Below are 15565 nucleotides of genomic sequence, written 5' to 3'. Positions count from 1 at the left end.
GTCGGCTTCACCGCGCCAGGCCGAGTTTCGCGAGCTCGCCCCGCGAACTGATGCCCAGCTTCGGATACGTCTTGTACAGGTGGTAGCCGACCGTGCGCGGACTGAGATACATCCTGGTCCCGATGTCGCGGTTGGTCAGGCCCTGCGCGGCGAGGCGGGCGATGCGCAGCTCCTGAGGGGTCAGCATGCGTTCGAGGTCGGTGCTCCGGGTCGCCGGCTGTCCCGCATCGGCCGGCCGTCCCGCCGCGCGCAGCTCCGTGCGGGCCCGCTCGATCCAGGGCAGGGCTCCGAGCCGTTCGAAGATCGCCAACGCGGAGCGCAACTGGGTCCTCGCCTGCTCCTTCCGCCTTGCCCTTCGCAACCATTCGCCGTAGAGCAATTCGGTGCGGGCCCGTTCGAATGGCCGCCCCTGCTCGGCGAGATGCAGCCGCACGGCTTCCTCGAACAACGGCTCCTCACCGAGCAGTGCCCCGCAACGCGACGCGACGGCCTTCGCCCACGGCCTGCCGGTTTGCTCGGCCCACGTGACGTACCTGTCGAGCTGTCGCCTCGCGAGCTCGGGCCGCCTCGCCTTCACGGCCGCCTCCACGAGGTCGGGTACCAACGCGAGGGAATGCAACCCCTCGAACTCGCCGCCGAGGCGGTCGAGGCGGTCGATCACGGCGTCGTGCCTGCCGAGTCCGAGGTCGAGCAGGGTCCGCGCCGCCATCGCCGCCTGTGCCGGTGCCTCCGAGGTGAGCCTTTCCACCTCGGCTTCCTTGCCCTCGATCGCGGCGAGGTGGGCGAGCACCCCCGCCAGCGCCGCACGGCTCTGCTGCTGACCGATGTCGTCGGCGATCCGCATGCCTTCGGACGCGCTCGCCAGCGCGTCCTTGTGCCTTCCGAGGTGGAGCTGGGTCTTGGCGAGTACGGCTAGTGCCTTCGGCAGCACGCCCATCGCCGCGCCCGCTCTGCTGTCCGTCGTGACCTCGATGGCGAGCGTGCCCGCGGCGGCGTCGTCGCCGAGCAGCGAATACCAGCTCGCGAGTGTCGTGCGGCCCCGCAGAGCGAGTGGGTGATCAACGCAGTCGGTGAAAAGCGTTTCCCCTGACACCAGTTGGCGCAACGCGTGGATGCTCTCGGAGACCTTTCCGCCGCTGACGGTGGCGAGCGCGCGTATCCGGCTCGTACCGGAGACGCCTAGCTTCTCGGCCAGCTCAGCCGTCCTTTCGACCGCGGGGAGATCGTCACCGACGGAAGCCGAACCGGCGGCCCAGAACAGCAGCCTGCCCGCGAGTTCGGGTTCCCGCTCCGCCACCCTTTCCGCCGCGCGCGAAAGGATGTAGTGCGCTTCGAGCGGATTGTTGTCGTCCTCTGCCAGTGTCGCGTGGATCATCGCGGCGAGGCTGAGTTCGAGCGGGTCCGTGAGCTGGGTCGTCGCCTGGTAGGCAAGGTTCCTGGCATGGTCGAGCTGGCCCGCGTCGGCGGCCGCCCTCGCCGCGGCCGACAACCTTCTTCCCCTGTCGTCGCGAAGCGGGCTCAGCGCGGCGGCCTGCTCGTAGGCGGCGGCGACGGCCGCGTAACCACCACGGGCCCTCGCGTGCTCCGCGCTGCTCTCCAGTGCTTTCGCCACGTCCTCGTCGTGCCCCGTGCTCGCCGCGGCGAGGTGCCATGCCTTCCGGTCCACCTCGTCGGGTGAGTCGAGCACGTCGGCGAGTGCCTTGTGCGCTCGGATCCGGTGGGCCATCGGCACCGTTCGGTACGCGGCCGTGCGCATGAGTGGATGCCGGAAAACAAGGCAGTTGTCGGTGAAGGTCAGCAGCTGTGCGTCCTCCGCGACGCGCAAATCGTCGAGAGACGCGCCGAGCAGCGCGCCGGCCGCGAGGACCGTGCCGGTGTCGCAGGTCCCGTCGGCGGCGGCGACCAGAATCATGGTCCTCGTGGTTTCCGGCAGTACGGCGATCCGCTCGGCGAAGCTGTGCAGCACCCGGTTGTGCGGAGCCACCTCGGTGGACTGCCTGCCCTGTCTGCCTTCCCTGTTGGCCGCCGCGATTTCGATCAGCGCGAGCGGGTTGCCCCTCGCCTCCCTCACGACGTCCTCGCGTCGCGGGGGAGGAAGGTCGTCGGCGCATTCGGCGAGCAGTTCGCCGGCAGCGGCGGGGTCGAGTCCGGTCAGCCGCAGTTCTTCGATCCCCTGCGCGGGAAACGGTGGAGCGTAGAGATCCCGGGCCGCGAACAACATCGTCACTCCTCGCGCCGGAAGCCTGCGCGCGGCGAACAGCAGCGCTTCCGCCGATCCCCTGTCGAGCCAGTGGGCGTCGTCCACGACGACGAGCACGGGAGCGGCCTCGGTCAGTTCTCTGAGCAGCGCCAGCACGGCGAGTCCCACCGCGAACCGGTCGCCCCCTCTTTCTTCCGCGTCTCCGCAGGCGCCGAAAGCGCGGTGCAGCGCCTTGGCGTGAGGAGCGGGCAGCTCCTCGACGCGGTCGAGAACCGTTCGCAGCAGCAGATGCAATCCGGCGAACGGAAGGTTGGTCTCGGATTCGATCCCCGAACCACGGAGCACGCTCAGGTCTGCCGCCGCCTGTTCGGCGTGCGCGAGGAGCGTGGATTTTCCGATCCCTGTCTCACCTCTGATGACAAGGGCGCTGCTACGGCCTGAGCGGGCTTCGGCGAGCTGACGATCGATGACCTTCAGCTCGCCTGCCCTCCCGTGAAGTTTCGAGGTCGCGGTCGGCATGAACCAAGCGTGCAACCTCGACTATAGTTGAGGTCAAGGACGAGTCGCCTCGGTTCACGCGGCGTATGGCTGCCGGTCGCGGGCTTCCCTCAGCGCGTTGCCCCACCACGCGAGCTGGTTGAGCATTCCCTTGGCCGCGTTGTTGCACGAGGCCGGGTCGAGCGGCTGGCCGTCTTCGTCGAAGAGGCTCCAGAAGTTGTGGAAGCTGATCGTGTCGCGCACCGTCGTGGCATGTAGTTCGGAGAAGACGGTCCTCAGATGCTCGACAGCACGCAGGCCACCGCCCATACCGCCGTAGGAGACGAATCCGACCGGCTTCGCCTGCCATTCCTTGCCGTAGTGGTCGATTGCCGTCTTCAGGGCGGCCGGGTAGCTGTGGTTGTACTCAGGGGTGACGACGACGAAAGCGTCCGCGTCCGCGAGCCTGTCCGCGAGGCTGTCGGCGTCGGCGGAAGCGTCGAGCGCGTTGGAGAGTGACAGGTCGGCGAGGTCGACGAGGTCGACGTCCATGGACTCGTGTTTTCCCGCCTCCGCGGCGAACCAGGAGGCGGGAATCGGCCCGAACCGGTCCTTGCGGGTGCTGCCGATGATGACGGCCAGTCGCAGTGGTTTCTTCGCGGTGGAGGTCGTTGTGTTCATGCCGATGACACTAGGAATCCGGGGCCGGGTCCGGCATCTGTCAGGTGACTGGGGTTGCGACCTGTCGCGTCGTCACCCACCGGAATCGGCCGTTGTCACTCGCGTAGTGGTTTCCCGGCATGCGTCGTGCGCATAACGTTGATTCCGAGACGCAGGTTTTGTTTCTCGAATAGGTTGGAGCGATCAACGATGAGCGGATGCGGTTGCTGTGGTTCGTGTTCGGGTCCCGCGTGCGGTTGCTGCGGAAAGTGCTGACCTGAGCAGTCTGTCTCCTACGACGGCCGCCTCCATCGAGGAGCGGCCGTCGGTTCTTGTGCGGATGTGAGCGATCAGCTCACTGCCTCGCACCGCGCGCTCACCGTCTGCACTGTTTCGGTCAGTTGTTGCACGTCCATCCTCGTCACCGACGAGGTGAGGTCGTTGCCCAGATCTTCGAACTCCGCGTGGCGCTCGTCGCTCTTCGCCGCGGCGACCAGCAGCGGCCCGGCTCCCATGACTTCCCACAGCGCGGGCTCGTCGAGGCTGGGCCAGTCGTCTTCACCCGGGTGCGACGTCGCCAGCCGCTCGACGATGTCACAGCCCATGGTCAAGTTCGCGTCGGCGGCGTTCTCCGAGGAGGGGGCGTTGTCGAAGAACAGGTATCCGAGGAGCACTCCGAGACCGGCCCCGACGACCAGCGCGCCAGCCGCGATTCCCGCGACCAGTCCGCGCGAGCGCTTCGGCGGCTGCTGCTGCGGTTGTGGCGGAACCTGCTGGTTCGCGGGCTGACCTGACCACTGTGCGGATGGGTACTCACTCACCCGGGCATAATCCATGATCGGGTGTGCTTTTCCAAGTTCGGCGGTGTTTTCCGATCCGCGACTACGCGTGCGCGACGTCAGGTAGCTTCGGCTGATCATCGCTTGGTCCAGCGGATTCTCCCGTAATGACCGGCTCGGCCGAAGAGGGACGTGAAATGGACAACTCGGGCGCGACCATGACCGAGCGGGGCAGAGTCCGGTTTCCCGGCATCAGCCCGAGAGCTTATGAACACCCCGTCGACAGAGGGGCGGTCGCGACCCTGCGGATGGCGCCGGGTTTCGCGGAGGTACTCAAGGCGATTTCCGGGTTCTATCCCGAGCGCGGCGAGCGGCTGATGGCTCTCGGTTCGGCGATCAGGGTCGGCCCTCGGCAGTATCCCAAGCTGGACCGGCTCAGGAACGAATGCGCGCGAGCGCTCGACATCGACCCGGTGCCCGCGCTGTTCGTCGCGAGAGGGCCCGAAGCCAACGCGATGACGCTAGGCATGGACGAACCGTTCGTCATCGTGACGACGGGCCTTGTCGAACTGCTCGACGAGGACGGCCTGCGATTCGCGATCGGCCACGAGATGGGACACGTGCTCTCGGGGCACGCGGTGTACCGGACCATGCTGTTCAGGTTGCTGAAGCTCCAGTTGAGCATGTCCTGGATGCCGGTGAGCGCACTCGGTCTTCGGGCGATCATCGCCGCGCTCAACGAGTGGTACCGCAAGGCGGAGCTGTCCTGTGACAGGGCGGGACTGTTGTGCGCGCAGGACCCCTCGGCGGCGCTCAGGACCCACGTGTTGCTCGCGGGCGGTGTCGACCCTGCCGAGGTCGATGTCCTCTCTTTCCTGCAACAGGCGAGTGAGTACGAGTCGGTCGACGACATCAGGAACAGCCTGCTGAAACTGCGCAACGTGGAACTGTTGTCGCATCCGCTCGCCGTCGTGAGGGCAGCGCAGCTCCAGAAATGGGGAGCCTCGGAGGAGTACCGGCGGATACTCGGCGGTGACTATCCGAGGCGCGACGCCGATGCGCCTTCGGCTCACTGGGCCTCTGACGTGAAGTCGGCGGCCAAGTCGTACAAGGACTCGTTCGCCGCGTCGGCCGATCCGCTCGCCAAGGTGTTCTCCGATGTCGGCGAGGCCGTTTCCGGTGCGGCGAGCAAGGTGTGGGAACGCTTCGACCCAAGGGACAAACCCAGTCCAGGACCGTGAGCCAAGCCCGGGCCCGGCGCGCTCGTCCGAGCTCGGACCCGTGCATCGGCGAGTCCCCCGCCCAGGCCGCCGAGATCCGTGCCCGGGACGGCGAGATCCGCATTCGGGACGGCGAGATCCGCATTCGCGAGCGGAAACAGGCCGGGTCAGCGTCCACCGTCGAGAACATCGGCGTGGGCGACGCTGCCTTCCGTATCGCACCGCGACCGGCAGCGGGTACAGGTGGCCGGGCCATCGGTGACCGCGTAGTCCCGGTACTCCGCGCCGAGATTGCTGTGTGGGTACTCCTCGCAGTCGAGTTTGTACGTCGCGCCACCGCCCTCGATGTAGCCCGCGTGAATCTTGGCTGCCCTCGCGCCGATGCGAAGGTAGACGGGGGCTCGGTCAGGCAGCGCGGCCGGTCCCCACGCCACGAGCCCGCTTCGAACGGCGTCAGGCTCCCAGTAGTAGTAGCCGACGAGCACGCCGTGTTGTACGGCACGCACCGTCTTGCTGTCGTAGGTCTCAAGGCGTTTGCCGCGCGGGCCGTCCTGGTCCAGCCATGTTCTGACCACCAGGTCGGGCAAGGTGTCCCTCGTCCAATCCCCTGACAAACCACGAAACCGCCACATGACACCCTCCAGTGTCGGATCTGGCCGTGTGAGCCGAGTACGCGCAGGGCGGCGTCATTCAGCTGCGCTGGATGCGCCTGCTCTGGCGACTCGTACGGAGTAGGCGACTCGCCTCCCCGATGCGGCCCCTCCTCGTGAACTCCTTGCCAACGGCCGTGGGCAAGGAAGTGTGGGCTGGCGCCGCTGCGGCGAGCCGATGGGCGACCGAGGTTCATCGTCGCGAACAACGTGACGACAAGGTCGTGATTCGCGTGCGGTGATCAGATTCGTCTGGCGGGCCGGTCGGTTCGATTCACTTTTGCCAACGCCACGGGTAGTGGATCGGGGTGTGGAAAAAGCGGTCACGGCGAACTCCCGTGAAGCAATGGCGCACGATGAAGGTGGGCCGGACCGTTCTCCAAGCAAGGCGAACTGACTACTTGATACCGCGTTTGGGGCTACGTCGACGGATCTGATCAGTGCCTGCGAGCCACTCTCACCTCCGGTTTCGACTAATGAAACGCTCGATCGGTTCTGACGCGCTTCAATATAGAAAGCTGAGTGGTGTTTCGCTAGGGCCTTGTGGCCACCGTGCGCTGCGAGAGGGCGCTGAGCTGCGGAGAGGGCGGTGGTTGTCGTTATTCAACGCGAGCAGACCGCGGACATGGCGAACCACCGGAGGGGTCGCGGGGAGGCGACGGGCGGGGCCGGAAGTTGTGCGTGACCGCGGGAGTCGCGCGGTCGCGACAAATGAAATCCAGCCTGCGATTCAGTGGGGACCGTTGAATCGAGAAACGGGGTCGCGGATCAGTCGTCGTACTCCACTTTTCCGCGAAGAATGATGAGTTCTTGTTTCAGTTCTTGCGGTGGTATGCCTCGGTGACCGCAGCGGGAATGCGGCCCCTTTCGGAAACCTCGAAGCCGTTCTTGCGAGCCCAGGCGCGAATGGCCTGGTTCTGTTCCCTGTCGACCGAAGCCGGTGCCGCCGGCGTGCCGTTGCTCTTGGCGGCGCGCTTGCGAGCATTGCCACCGACGCGACGGGCGTGCTCGACGTACTGCGCCAACTGGTCGCGCAAGTCCTCGGCGTTGTCGGCCGAGAGGTCGATCTCGTAGGTTACGCCGTCAACTCCGAACTGGACGGTCTCGTCCGCCTCGGAACCGTCGAGGTCATCCACCAACGAGACAATCACCTGCTGTGCCACGGTTTTGGCCCTCCTGCAATGGTTGCGGTGCTTAAAGAAGTAATTTTGCCCGGTTCGACCGGAGTGTAGCGGACGGGGCGGACCTGTCCTGACCCCGATCATTTTCCGACCACGAACATTTATCCCAGCTATGTCGGCCACGAACCACGCGCGAATCGCGAAGGGTGATATAGGTGGCTAATGTCACGTCGGCGGTGTTGGGTGCTGATCGCTTGTTCGCGATCTTGTTGTCCCGGCCTCGCCATCGAGCCGTTGCGCCGGGGCGGCCTCGCGGCAAGTTGACCATTGGCTAGACTAGCCGCGCGGGCCGTTAGCTCAATTGGCAGAGCAGGAGACTTTTAATCTTCGGGTTCTGGGTTCGAGTCCCAGGCGGCCCACTCCCACCGCAGGTCAGCGGGTTGATCTCGGAGCGCCGTGAAGATCGACCCACATCTTACCCACAGGAGACTACTCGGACTGTTTACCGAGGACGTCTTCCAAGATCGTCGCCGCGTCCCTGCTCCCGACCTTACGGGCCAGGTAGACATCCTGCGTCATCGAAGGCCGCGCGTGTCCGAGCTGGTCGGCGATCTCCCGAGCTCTCAGACCCGCTTCGTCAAGGCGGGCGCCTCCGGCGCCCGCTCGGCCTCAGCCTCTCTTGCTCCGGCCGAGCCTGCGCGGGGCGTGCGGCTGACGCCGGTCCCCGCGCATCGGCCGGAGCCAAGGCAGGCCGAGGACAGCAAGAGAGCGCTGAACAAGAAGAAGAACATGTCCTCGCCGGACGGGCAGGTCTCCGGGATGGCCGGGAAACAACGAACGCTGCGGTCCGCGGGCGGCCCAGGGCGTGCCATCCCGACGACCTCCCGAAGGGCTATCACGCCGCGCCAAGGGGGCAAGCCTGGCAGCGCACGTGCCGGAGCCGAGGAAGGTTGCCCCCTTGACGCGGCGTGATCGGGCTACGCCAGGTCGACGGGATGGCACAAGGGCCACCCACTCGTGAGTACTACAGATCCTTGTACACAGACCGGGCTCTTTTAAGCACCATAAAGAGCGTTAGTAGTAGATGTACGACAAATGCGACTATTACAGCACTAAGCCATAAGGATGCGGGGTGATCTTTTTCTGTTACTGCAACGGCAAATATTAGCAAGGCTGTTGTGGTAACGCCCATAAATACCGCATAAGAAACGTTGGACTCCAGTTCGTCGTTCAGGCGCACGGTGTCAAATCGGTCTCTTTCTTCGGATAGAAGTCGAACTTTCAATTGAAACAACTGTACTAAAAGACCGAATAAAAGTGCTGCATATATGGAAACTCCACTTAGTATCCCCTCCAGGCCGCGAATCCTAAAGTCTGCTATATGGCATACTGCGCCGAGTGCGATGGGGAACCCATAAAAGGCAACAAGGTCACGCTTGCGCGTCCTGGGTGGGTCGTAACGGGCGTCGACAAGTGTATTGACATGGTCGCGCAAGATACGAGTGAAAGACCATTTAGCTGTCACGTATTGCGTCCAGCTTCACACTGAGCGCCTCGTCCGACCATTGACCTGCCTTCCAGTCATACGGCAACTTCAAGCCCAGTTTGCCATTGACCTCTGACACTTTTTCTTCCATCGCCGCATAGACCTGGGCGTCTGCTGGGCGCTCGTCGCGGTCTTCCGCGATGGGGTAGGCCAGGATCGGGACGGCGGCTTGGCCGATGAGGAGACGACGCTGCTGATTGCCATCTTCAAGGACTGCTTCGACCTCGTCTGCATCAAGGGCAGGCATCCCGACCAGTTCCTGAGCTCGCACGTCGCCGTCAATGATCGCGTCACGCAGCCTTCGCGGAAACTTCTTCTCTCCCCAGTTCGGCTTGACCTGGGTTACGATCTTCCCCACGGTCTTTTCGGCCATTGGATGACTTCTATCCGAAGATAGACCGAAGCGCTTGATCTCAAGCGCCGTCATCTCGGCCGATTCAATGAACTTTTCCCATGCGTCCGAATCCATGAGACCCTCGTGCTTGACTAGCAGGTCTGCGGAATCGAAGCGCCGCCTAAATGCGCGCTTGAATTGACTAAGAACCATCGAGGCTGCGCCTCGGCCCCCATATCGCTCCGCAAGGAATATTGCCCAACGGCCCGAGGAGGGGCTGGCAAGAATATTTCGAGTCACTGAGACAGGAGATTCGTCTTCGTCGAACTCGTGTGTTGTTACACCGCTCAAGGTGTCGACAAGCTGCCCTGTTGTGCCAAAACGGCCGTGGTGCGCCTCAAATCGCACCGTCCGCCCAGTAGCGGCCAGGTTCGACACATTCAAGTACCGCTCATACCGATTGTCGCGCAGAGCGGACGTGCTGACGTCGCGCAGGAACCCATGGAACAAGGCCAATAGGTCGGACCCTTTCCCGTCGACATTGCCGACATCAAGCGCATCTTCCGGCTGACGGTTCCTGCTCACGGTCAGGCGGTAAGCAACGTAAGCATGCTTTGCCATCGGGCGGCAGCACTCCTCGCGTCGGTACTCTTCGTAGTCGCTCGCTTACGTGAGTCGACCGTTCTTCTGCTGGGTGTCGGGTTGCGCGCCGACCGCCGTCTAGCCCAGCTTCTTCCCATGTCGATGCGCTTGTCGTGCGCTGTGTACTGTGCGTTAACCGCGAGGCAGCTACGAGACTTGATCGTTATCGGTAGGACCGCTGGCCAGACGTTCTGTCGCAGCTCAAACGACAGGTTAAGCGGGTGTGGGCCAAGTCTGCCCGTGTCGCCATGCCACATTCATGCCACATGGCACACGCAGCGCACGGCAAAGGGTCAGAAACAGTGGAATATATAAACGCAGGTCAGACTTCAATTCAGGTATATCCGCGCAGGCTGTAGGGGCAAGGAATAAGGTCAAGGGGTCGCTGTTTCAACTTCTGCGCTGAATGTTGTGGAGCGCTTGGCGGCCCTACTTCCCGCGAGAGCGTGGTTTCTTGATAACGAATCGTTCGACGCCGTGGTTAGTGATGCGCCAGACTTCCGGGGTTCGGTCTGTTGCGCGTGTGATGATGTCGCGGAGGTTTCCTGACACCAGTTGGGTTAGGTGGGCTCGGGTTGCTTCGCCTGGCAGGTAGAACATGTGGACTTTCGCGGCGCGGTATGCGGCCAGTTCTTCGGGGCGTTCCATGATTTTGGCGTCCCGGTTGAGGACGACCCAGCCGCTTCCCGCGATTTTGCTCAGCCATGTGGTGTCCTCGGCGCCCAGGGATTCGGCGCGGGTGCCGAACACTTCCGGGGGTGTGTGGCAGCGGTAGCCGAGGTCGATCAACAGCTTCCGTACTGTCTTGGTGACCGCGTTCTCGTCTAGGTAGAACTCAGGCGGCGCGGCCCAGGAGGATGCGTGCGGCGGCCCTGACGGCGTCGAGTCCGACTCCGTGTTCTTCGGCGACGACGGCAGGATCTTCACCAGCCTTCAGCATTGCGGCCACGTTGGCGACTTTCACCCCAGTACCTTCGAACACCGGTTGCCCCGACGAGCGGTACGGGTCGACGACGACCTTGGCGGGTTCGAACGGCTTGAGCTTCAGTAGGTTCGGGTACTCGTCGGCACCAAAGCCGACGTAGGTCAGGTAGTCCTGAACAATTTCGCGGATCACCGTCTGACCGGTTCCGCCCTCGATCAGTCCCGCTCCGGCCTTGGTGCGCGAAAAGTCCCACAGCACCGAGATTCCATCGGTAACCAGCGCGGGTGAGACGAGCACGTACTCGCGCCCGAACTCCTTCTGGAGTTGCTTCAGCGCGGGACGAATCCGCTGGGGATGGACACCGGCTTGCCGTAGCCCTTCCAGTACCCACGCCTCGGCGAGAGCTACGAAGGGAACCGTCGCACGGCGCATGCTGTCAGTGCCGATCACGTGGAGCAGCGGACCTCCGCGCTCGTACCCGCGTGCCCAGCGGTGGAAGGTTTGCCGAGGGATTCCGAGGTGACGCCCCGCGTCGGACATGGTCATCAGCGGTCGGTCGAACCGCACGTCCCCATCCATCAGCGTTGCTCCTTCCTCGTGTTCATCCAGTATCTCCGGCTCGATCAGGCTACGCCAGAACGACACGGTCCCGGCCGGCATCTCCGCCCCTGATCAGGCAAGCGCGATGCCCTTGCCGGGGAACGACAGAACACGTCCGTCTTCTGCGAGTGCGCGGATGGCTCGGTCCACGGTGCGGATGCTGACGCCGTACTCCCGGGCGAGCGTTCGCCGGGCCGGTAGCCATCGGTCGAACTCACCGGCAGCGATGCGTTCCGTCAGATGGTCTCGTACCTGCTGCCAGAAGTACGCGACGGCAGGATCGAGCTGATAGACGGGTCGGGTCAACCGGTAGAGCCTTTCTCCCAGGGTGCGGATGCGCGCGACCCATCGCAGCTCCGGTTCGGTGAACCCTTCCGCTATTGAGAAGGTCTCATCCGGATACCGGGCGGCGAAGAACATCACCTCAGCTTGTCGCGCGTTGTCATCAGCCAAGGCGTCCGTGATGGCGTCGCATTGTTCGCCGGTCAAGACGACCAGATTTAGGCCAGCCAGCAGCAAACTTGGCAACGCGTACATGCAGTTCAGAATAGTACATCCTAAGACATCTTGGGATGTTCTGGGGAGGCTTCGTACGTCATGAGGTGTCTAACGTGCCCGCATGTCTTGGAACGACCGCTCCGCGCGCATCGATCACGATGGCCCTGACCTGCTATGGGAACAGGTGGCGACGGACATCCGCGATGACGTCAAGTCAGGTTCGTTGAAACCGGGGGCGAAGCTTCCCGGCGAGCTGGAGCTTGCGGACATCTACGGTGTTGCCCGGGTGACGGTTCGGCGAGCAGTGCTGGAGTTGCGCAAGGAGGGCTTCCTTCGGGTCACTCACGGTCGTGGAACCTTCGTTGCCAAACCAGGTTGACCGGTGAAAGGCTCGCGGTTGTGGCTAGACGCTCAGGGATTCCACAGTAGACACTACGCCGCGAAGTCCAGTTAACCTCAAGATCAATCCACAGTTTACCCACGAAGAACGACGCCAGACGACCGAAAACGACGAGCCTCAGTGGACGTTTGCGTTCGCGATCCTTGCAGATCATGAGGCATATCGGCAGATGTGACCAAGCATCGTCAACCGTGGCCGGAGAATCTTCGGGTTCTGGGTTCGAGTCCCAGGCGGCCCACTCCACTCTCGGCGCAGCGTGTCCGCCGACCGCGCGGACCAGGTCGTTCTGTTGATAATTTTGCGGGGGCGACCCCCGCAGACCCCACGAACCGTGGTTGCGTCAAGCGGTTCTTATCCTGACACGTTAGGACCACTCCTGCCGCAGGTCAGCCCAGCGGCCGAACACCCGTGTTGACCATGGGATACGCGCGAGTGCCCCAGGAGGTCGCTAGCCTCGCGGGCGGGTAGCGCGTCCGTGACCAGGGTGGCTACCGTGCGCCGGAAGGTCCGGGGCGTGAACCAGTCGCCGATACCGTGGCGCTTGCGGAATGCGCGCCAGTCGCGCCGCAGGTTGTTCGTTTCGCGGAGACCGCCCCGCGCGTTCGGGAAGACCGAGCCGGTCAGTTGCTCAGCCCCGACCTCAGCCGTGGCGGCGACACGGGTGCGCCGGTCTAAAAGCAACCCTGTCCTCGAAGTCGATCCTCTCACTCGATCAACCGTCCGGAGCCAGATGCGACGTGCCACAACGTGCCACAACGTGTTGCATCATGCTAGGCTCGATCGTGCGTGAGATTCTCTGGACTGAAAGAGCGAAGAGCACATCGCGCGTCACAATGTGTATCCGACTGAAGTAGAAGATGTTCTCTATACCCGCCCTCGCCTGACGAGCGCGGGGCGCGACGATCTGCTGTTGGTCTTCGGCACCAGCGAAGCGGGCCGGTATCTCTTGGTGGTGCTCTCCGAAGCGCTCGACGGGCGCTGGTATGTGGTCACCGCCCGTGACATGACGCTTAAGGAGCGCCAGGCGTTCCAACGAAAGGCGAGGTGGAGATGACGAACAAGTTCGACGAACTTGCAAAGCGCGCCGACAAGCACGACTTCGCCGAGGAGATGGAGACGGGCACGTGGGAGTCGGAGACGGTTGACGACCCCATGATCTCAACTTCGATCCGTCTCCCACGTTCGGTCATGAACGAGGTCCGCGCGATGGCGGAAGCTGCCGGGGTCAAGCCAACCGCGTGGATTCGACGACTCGTCGAATCCAATCTCTCGCCCGATGGCCAAGCGCCGGAGAGCGAGTTCCGAGTTGATCTCGCAGCCAGGGTCCGACGTCTCGAAGAAGCGGTGCTTGTGTTGTCAATGGATCACGAATCGTCTCAGCCACGACCGGACAACCGATCCGCCGGGCGACGACGGTCAACGAGGCAACCCGTGACCGAAGGCGATATTCACACGGTCCCGTACGAGGGCGGCTGGGCGAACAAAGCAGAGGGTAACAAGCGCGTTTCGAACACTGCTAAGACAAAGGCAGAGGCGCAAGCCAAGGGCCGTGAGATGGCCAAACAGCGCGGTGTTGAGCACGTCATTCATAAGACTGATGGCACGATTGGCGAGAAGAACACCTACCCTCGATCGCGCAGAAACAGGGGCTGAGCACTCAAATAATTAGTCAATATGACGACGACAAGACGGGGTCGCTTTTGCTTCCGGTCTGCGGGCCGCTGGTAATTCGAGTACGCGACTTGATTTGCCGGGTGGCGAGATCATCGGTTCCGTAATGTCGATTACTGATTTCCTTCGATGGTCGGCTGCTCTGCTTCTGGCACCGAAAATGCTAAGCAGTGCCACAAAGCCGTCGGATTCAATTGAGGCAGAGATGACGACTCTCAGCTTTGTGACTTGCGGTTCAGGCCGAGTCTAACGGTCTCAGTTCAAAGTCAAAGTGGCCAGCGCGATCACAGCTGAGGCGCTTGCGGCTACAGCTGAGATTGATGCTGCGATGCCGCCAATATTGGCAAGCACGCGGCTCACCAATTTTCCCCATATACTGAACTGGATGGACACAGCGGTGTGAAGTTGGCGCCGAACCAGCCGTAGGCCACGACCCCCAGAAGCAGGTATCCCCGCAGCTGCCCAATTTTCCTTTTGGTAGCAGCTCTCATGTAGACCGATTTTGCAGGGCGCGCTTGAGAGGTGATACCTCCATGTGGATGATTTGTGCGCACCGATTGTGTGGGATCTTCTATACGGGCTTTGAGTCATCCTGCCGCGTAATCTGGCCGGATCGAACATTGTCAACTCCGCTCGGCGAGTCGACGAGACAGGCGACCGTGCGCAGGTCCCACACGAACTATCCGCCGCAGGCGATCCTGCCAGCGAAGGCGACCAGTAAACGGCGGACGACGGTCAGACCGAACGCCGTGGCGACGATGGAGGTTGGCCCTTGGCCGATGGAAGAATTCGGTCCATGACCGGGACAGGCGACTTCGAGTTGACCATGGACGAATTGCGCGCCATCGCGCGTTTCGTGACGGCGAGCGCGTGGGAAGTCCTGCCGGTATTCGAAGAAGCCGTTCCCGGTGACCCTCGGCCGAGGGCGGCGGTCGAAGCCGCGTTGGAGTTCATCGATGGCGCGAAGAGAAGCAAGCTCCAGCGCGTCACCTCGTTGGACGCGCACCGGGCCGCGAAGGAAGCGGGCACCGAGAGCGCGCGGCTCGCCGCGCGCTCGTGTGGTGATGCTGCGTCGGCCGCGTACCTGCACCCGATCGCGCAAGCCACCCAGGTCGGGCACATCCTGCGGGCCGCGGCGAGCGCCGCCCGCATCGGCGAGCTTGCCGAAGGCGGCGACCCCTCGGTCGGGGACATGCTGATCGAACAGGCTCGGCTGCGCGCGACACCGGTCGTGATCGACGTGCTCCGCCGGTATCCGGCCGCGCCCACCGCGAAGCACCGCGTCGGGCGGCTCATGAGCACTTTGGACAGCGCCTTGCGGGAGCCCATAACTCGGTAATGTGGCTTCCACTTGCCTGCCCTTGGAGGAAACATGGCTACGCCCCGGTTGCCGGACACCGATTACTCTCCACTTTTGCGTACGGATTTCACCGATGACGAGGCGTGGTCGGGGCTGCTCGCCGAGATCGGCCACGACTGGCTGACCGTCATGGCCGACCCTGCTCATGAGGGACTTTCCGTGCCCGAACTGGTGGCACTGGTACCCGAAGACCGTTCTTATCCGGTGCTCGCCGTCGCCGACGACGTGACGTTCTCCGCCGCCGAACGCACCCTGCTGCTTGTCGATGTCGATGAGGAACCAGGCAGGTCGTTCCGCGCCGTGCCTGAGGCGTTCTCCTCCGCCATCGGCAACCTGGCCATTCAGAATCAGAGCTTCGAGGACTACCTCGGCATGGTTGACGACTCCGGTGTCTACCGGCTGTCCGACCGGCATCGTCAAGCACTCGCCGAGCTACGTGGGTTCAACTAGCGAGCGCCTGACATTCGCGGCGGTTGGCTTGT

The 15565-nt window shown here is 63.4% G+C and carries 17 protein-coding genes, 1 tRNA gene and 1 pseudogene; 8 read left to right on the top strand and 11 right to left on the bottom strand.

Going from position 1 to position 15565, the window contains the following annotated elements; translation table 11 throughout:
- Positions 1-7: 7 nt before the first annotated feature.
- The 3 genes from BAY61_RS30450 to BAY61_RS30440 all read right to left on the bottom strand — a co-directional run bounded on the left by BAY61_RS30450 (position 8) and on the right by BAY61_RS30440 (position 4158).
- A complete protein-coding gene (locus BAY61_RS30450; protein WP_091805671.1) occupies positions 8-2719 on the bottom strand; it encodes an ATP-binding protein in 2712 nt (903 codons plus the stop codon).
- 54 nt (positions 2720-2773) lie between these two features.
- A complete protein-coding gene (locus BAY61_RS30445) occupies positions 2774-3358 on the bottom strand; it encodes an NADPH-dependent FMN reductase (RefSeq protein ID WP_091805669.1) in 585 nt (194 codons plus the stop codon).
- A gap of 329 nt (positions 3359-3687) precedes the next feature.
- Positions 3688-4158, bottom strand: coding sequence for a hypothetical protein (locus BAY61_RS30440; protein ID WP_143021384.1), 471 nt, complete (start codon positions 4156-4158; stop codon positions 3688-3690).
- Positions 4159-4334: 176 nt separating this feature from the next.
- Here BAY61_RS30440 and BAY61_RS30435 point away from each other — a divergent pair, with 176 nt between their 5' ends.
- Positions 4335-5357 carry a M48 family metallopeptidase gene (locus BAY61_RS30435; protein ID WP_091806529.1) on the top strand — a complete coding sequence of 341 codons (1023 nt, stop codon included), beginning with the start codon at positions 4335-4337 and terminating at the stop codon, positions 5355-5357.
- A 146-nt stretch (positions 5358-5503) separates the two neighbouring features.
- On the opposite strand, the gene BAY61_RS30430 is transcribed toward BAY61_RS30435, so the two are convergent.
- Positions 5504-5968, bottom strand: coding sequence for a hypothetical protein (locus tag BAY61_RS30430; RefSeq protein ID WP_143021383.1), 465 nt, complete (start codon positions 5966-5968; stop codon positions 5504-5506).
- A gap of 833 nt (positions 5969-6801) precedes the next feature.
- Positions 6802-7149, bottom strand: a complete 348-nt coding sequence (locus BAY61_RS30425) for a histone-like nucleoid-structuring protein Lsr2 (protein ID WP_091805659.1) — start codon at positions 7147-7149, stop codon at positions 6802-6804.
- Positions 7150-7453: 304 nt separating this feature from the next.
- On the opposite strand from BAY61_RS30425, the gene BAY61_RS30420 reads away from it, so the two are divergent.
- Positions 7454-7526 (top strand) — tRNA-Lys (locus BAY61_RS30420).
- A 70-nt stretch (positions 7527-7596) separates the two neighbouring features.
- Here the strand turns inward: BAY61_RS30420 and BAY61_RS34120 are convergent.
- A pseudogene (locus BAY61_RS34120) lies at positions 7597-7749 on the bottom strand (site-specific integrase); the annotation flags it as partial.
- Between BAY61_RS34120 and BAY61_RS33210 the strand changes: the two are divergent.
- Positions 7699-8079 carry a hypothetical protein gene (locus BAY61_RS33210; RefSeq protein ID WP_143021382.1) on the top strand — a complete coding sequence of 127 codons (381 nt, stop codon included), beginning with the start codon at positions 7699-7701 and terminating at the stop codon, positions 8077-8079. The pseudogene BAY61_RS34120 and the gene BAY61_RS33210 sit on opposite strands and share 51 nt — an antisense overlap.
- 542 nt (positions 8080-8621) lie before the next feature.
- Here the strand turns inward: BAY61_RS33210 and BAY61_RS30410 are convergent.
- The 4 genes from BAY61_RS30410 to BAY61_RS30395 form a co-directional block, all read right to left on the bottom strand.
- The gene (locus tag BAY61_RS30410; RefSeq protein ID WP_091805653.1) at positions 8622-9608 is read right to left on the bottom strand and encodes a hypothetical protein; all 987 of its coding nucleotides are present in this window, start codon (positions 9606-9608) and stop codon (positions 8622-8624) included.
- A 450-nt stretch (positions 9609-10058) separates the two neighbouring features.
- Entirely contained in the window at positions 10059-10418 is a 360-nt protein-coding gene (locus BAY61_RS33205) for a PIN-like domain-containing protein (protein ID WP_245865580.1), read from the bottom strand.
- Positions 10419-10464: 46 nt separating this feature from the next.
- On the bottom strand, positions 10465-11214 hold the full coding sequence (locus tag BAY61_RS30400; protein ID WP_245865578.1) for a DUF433 domain-containing protein: 750 nt from the start codon (positions 11212-11214) through the stop codon (positions 10465-10467).
- Between the two features lie 12 nt (positions 11215-11226).
- Positions 11227-11691 carry a GntR family transcriptional regulator gene (locus BAY61_RS30395; protein WP_245865577.1) on the bottom strand — a complete coding sequence of 155 codons (465 nt, stop codon included), beginning with the start codon at positions 11689-11691 and terminating at the stop codon, positions 11227-11229.
- A gap of 82 nt (positions 11692-11773) precedes the next feature.
- On the opposite strand from BAY61_RS30395, the gene BAY61_RS30390 reads away from it, so the two are divergent.
- The gene (locus BAY61_RS30390) at positions 11774-12031 is read left to right on the top strand and encodes a GntR family transcriptional regulator (protein ID WP_091805649.1); all 258 of its coding nucleotides are present in this window, start codon (positions 11774-11776) and stop codon (positions 12029-12031) included.
- Positions 12032-12403: 372 nt separating this feature from the next.
- Here BAY61_RS30390 and BAY61_RS34105 read toward each other — a convergent pair whose 3' ends face one another.
- The gene (locus BAY61_RS34105) at positions 12404-12760 is read right to left on the bottom strand and encodes a hypothetical protein (protein WP_420848809.1); all 357 of its coding nucleotides are present in this window, start codon (positions 12758-12760) and stop codon (positions 12404-12406) included.
- A gap of 127 nt (positions 12761-12887) precedes the next feature.
- Between BAY61_RS34105 and BAY61_RS30380 the strand changes: the two genes are divergently transcribed.
- The 4 genes from BAY61_RS30380 (at position 12888) to BAY61_RS30365 (ending at position 15533) form a co-directional block, all read left to right on the top strand.
- Positions 12888-13106 (top strand): BrnT family toxin, encoded by a 219-nt coding sequence (locus BAY61_RS30380; RefSeq protein ID WP_091805644.1) that lies wholly within the window; start codon positions 12888-12890, stop codon positions 13104-13106.
- The gene (locus BAY61_RS33715) at positions 13103-13705 is read left to right on the top strand and encodes a DUF2188 domain-containing protein (RefSeq protein ID WP_245865576.1); all 603 of its coding nucleotides are present in this window, start codon (positions 13103-13105) and stop codon (positions 13703-13705) included. The genes BAY61_RS30380 and BAY61_RS33715 overlap by 4 nt, the downstream gene beginning before the upstream one ends.
- Positions 13706-14519: 814 nt before the next feature.
- Positions 14520-15062 carry a putative immunity protein gene (locus BAY61_RS30370; protein ID WP_091805641.1) on the top strand — a complete coding sequence of 181 codons (543 nt, stop codon included), beginning with the start codon at positions 14520-14522 and terminating at the stop codon, positions 15060-15062.
- A gap of 33 nt (positions 15063-15095) precedes the next feature.
- Entirely contained in the window at positions 15096-15533 is a 438-nt protein-coding gene (locus BAY61_RS30365; protein ID WP_143021381.1) for a DUF6924 domain-containing protein, read from the top strand.
- Positions 15534-15565: the final 32 nt, after the last annotated feature.

The sequence above is a fragment of the Prauserella marina genome, from assembly GCF_002240355.1.
Lineage (GTDB): Bacteria > Actinomycetota > Actinomycetes > Mycobacteriales > Pseudonocardiaceae > Prauserella_A > Prauserella_A marina.
Note: the sequence above shows the minus strand (reverse complement) of the source record. Positions and strands in the feature narration are given on the sequence as shown.

What these genes read in the sequence shown, in the direction of transcription:
- BAY61_RS30450 (WP_091805671.1), bottom strand. Translation starts at nt 2,719, where the DNA reads ATGCCGACCGCGACCTCGAAACTTCACGGGAGGGCAGGCGAGCTGAAG.
- BAY61_RS30445 (WP_091805669.1), bottom strand. Translation starts at nt 3,358, where the DNA reads ATGAACACAACGACCTCCACCGCGAAGAAACCACTGCGACTGGCCGTC.
- BAY61_RS30400 (WP_245865578.1), bottom strand. Translation starts at nt 11,214, where the DNA reads ATGCCGGCCGGGACCGTGTCGTTCTGGCGTAGCCTGATCGAGCCGGAG.
- BAY61_RS30435 (WP_091806529.1), top strand. Translation starts at nt 4,335, where the DNA reads ATGACCGAGCGGGGCAGAGTCCGGTTTCCCGGCATCAGCCCGAGAGCT.
- BAY61_RS30370 (WP_091805641.1), top strand. Translation starts at nt 14,520, where the DNA reads ATGACCGGGACAGGCGACTTCGAGTTGACCATGGACGAATTGCGCGCC.
- BAY61_RS33715 (WP_245865576.1), top strand. Translation starts at nt 13,103, where the DNA reads ATGACGAACAAGTTCGACGAACTTGCAAAGCGCGCCGACAAGCACGAC.
- BAY61_RS30390 (WP_091805649.1), top strand. Translation starts at nt 11,774, where the DNA reads ATGTCTTGGAACGACCGCTCCGCGCGCATCGATCACGATGGCCCTGAC.
- BAY61_RS30410 (WP_091805653.1), bottom strand. Translation starts at nt 9,608, where the DNA reads ATGGCAAAGCATGCTTACGTTGCTTACCGCCTGACCGTGAGCAGGAAC.
- BAY61_RS30430 (WP_143021383.1), bottom strand. Translation starts at nt 5,968, where the DNA reads ATGTGGCGGTTTCGTGGTTTGTCAGGGGATTGGACGAGGGACACCTTG.
- BAY61_RS30395 (WP_245865577.1), bottom strand. Translation starts at nt 11,691, where the DNA reads ATGTACGCGTTGCCAAGTTTGCTGCTGGCTGGCCTAAATCTGGTCGTC.
- BAY61_RS30365 (WP_143021381.1), top strand. Translation starts at nt 15,096, where the DNA reads ATGGCTACGCCCCGGTTGCCGGACACCGATTACTCTCCACTTTTGCGT.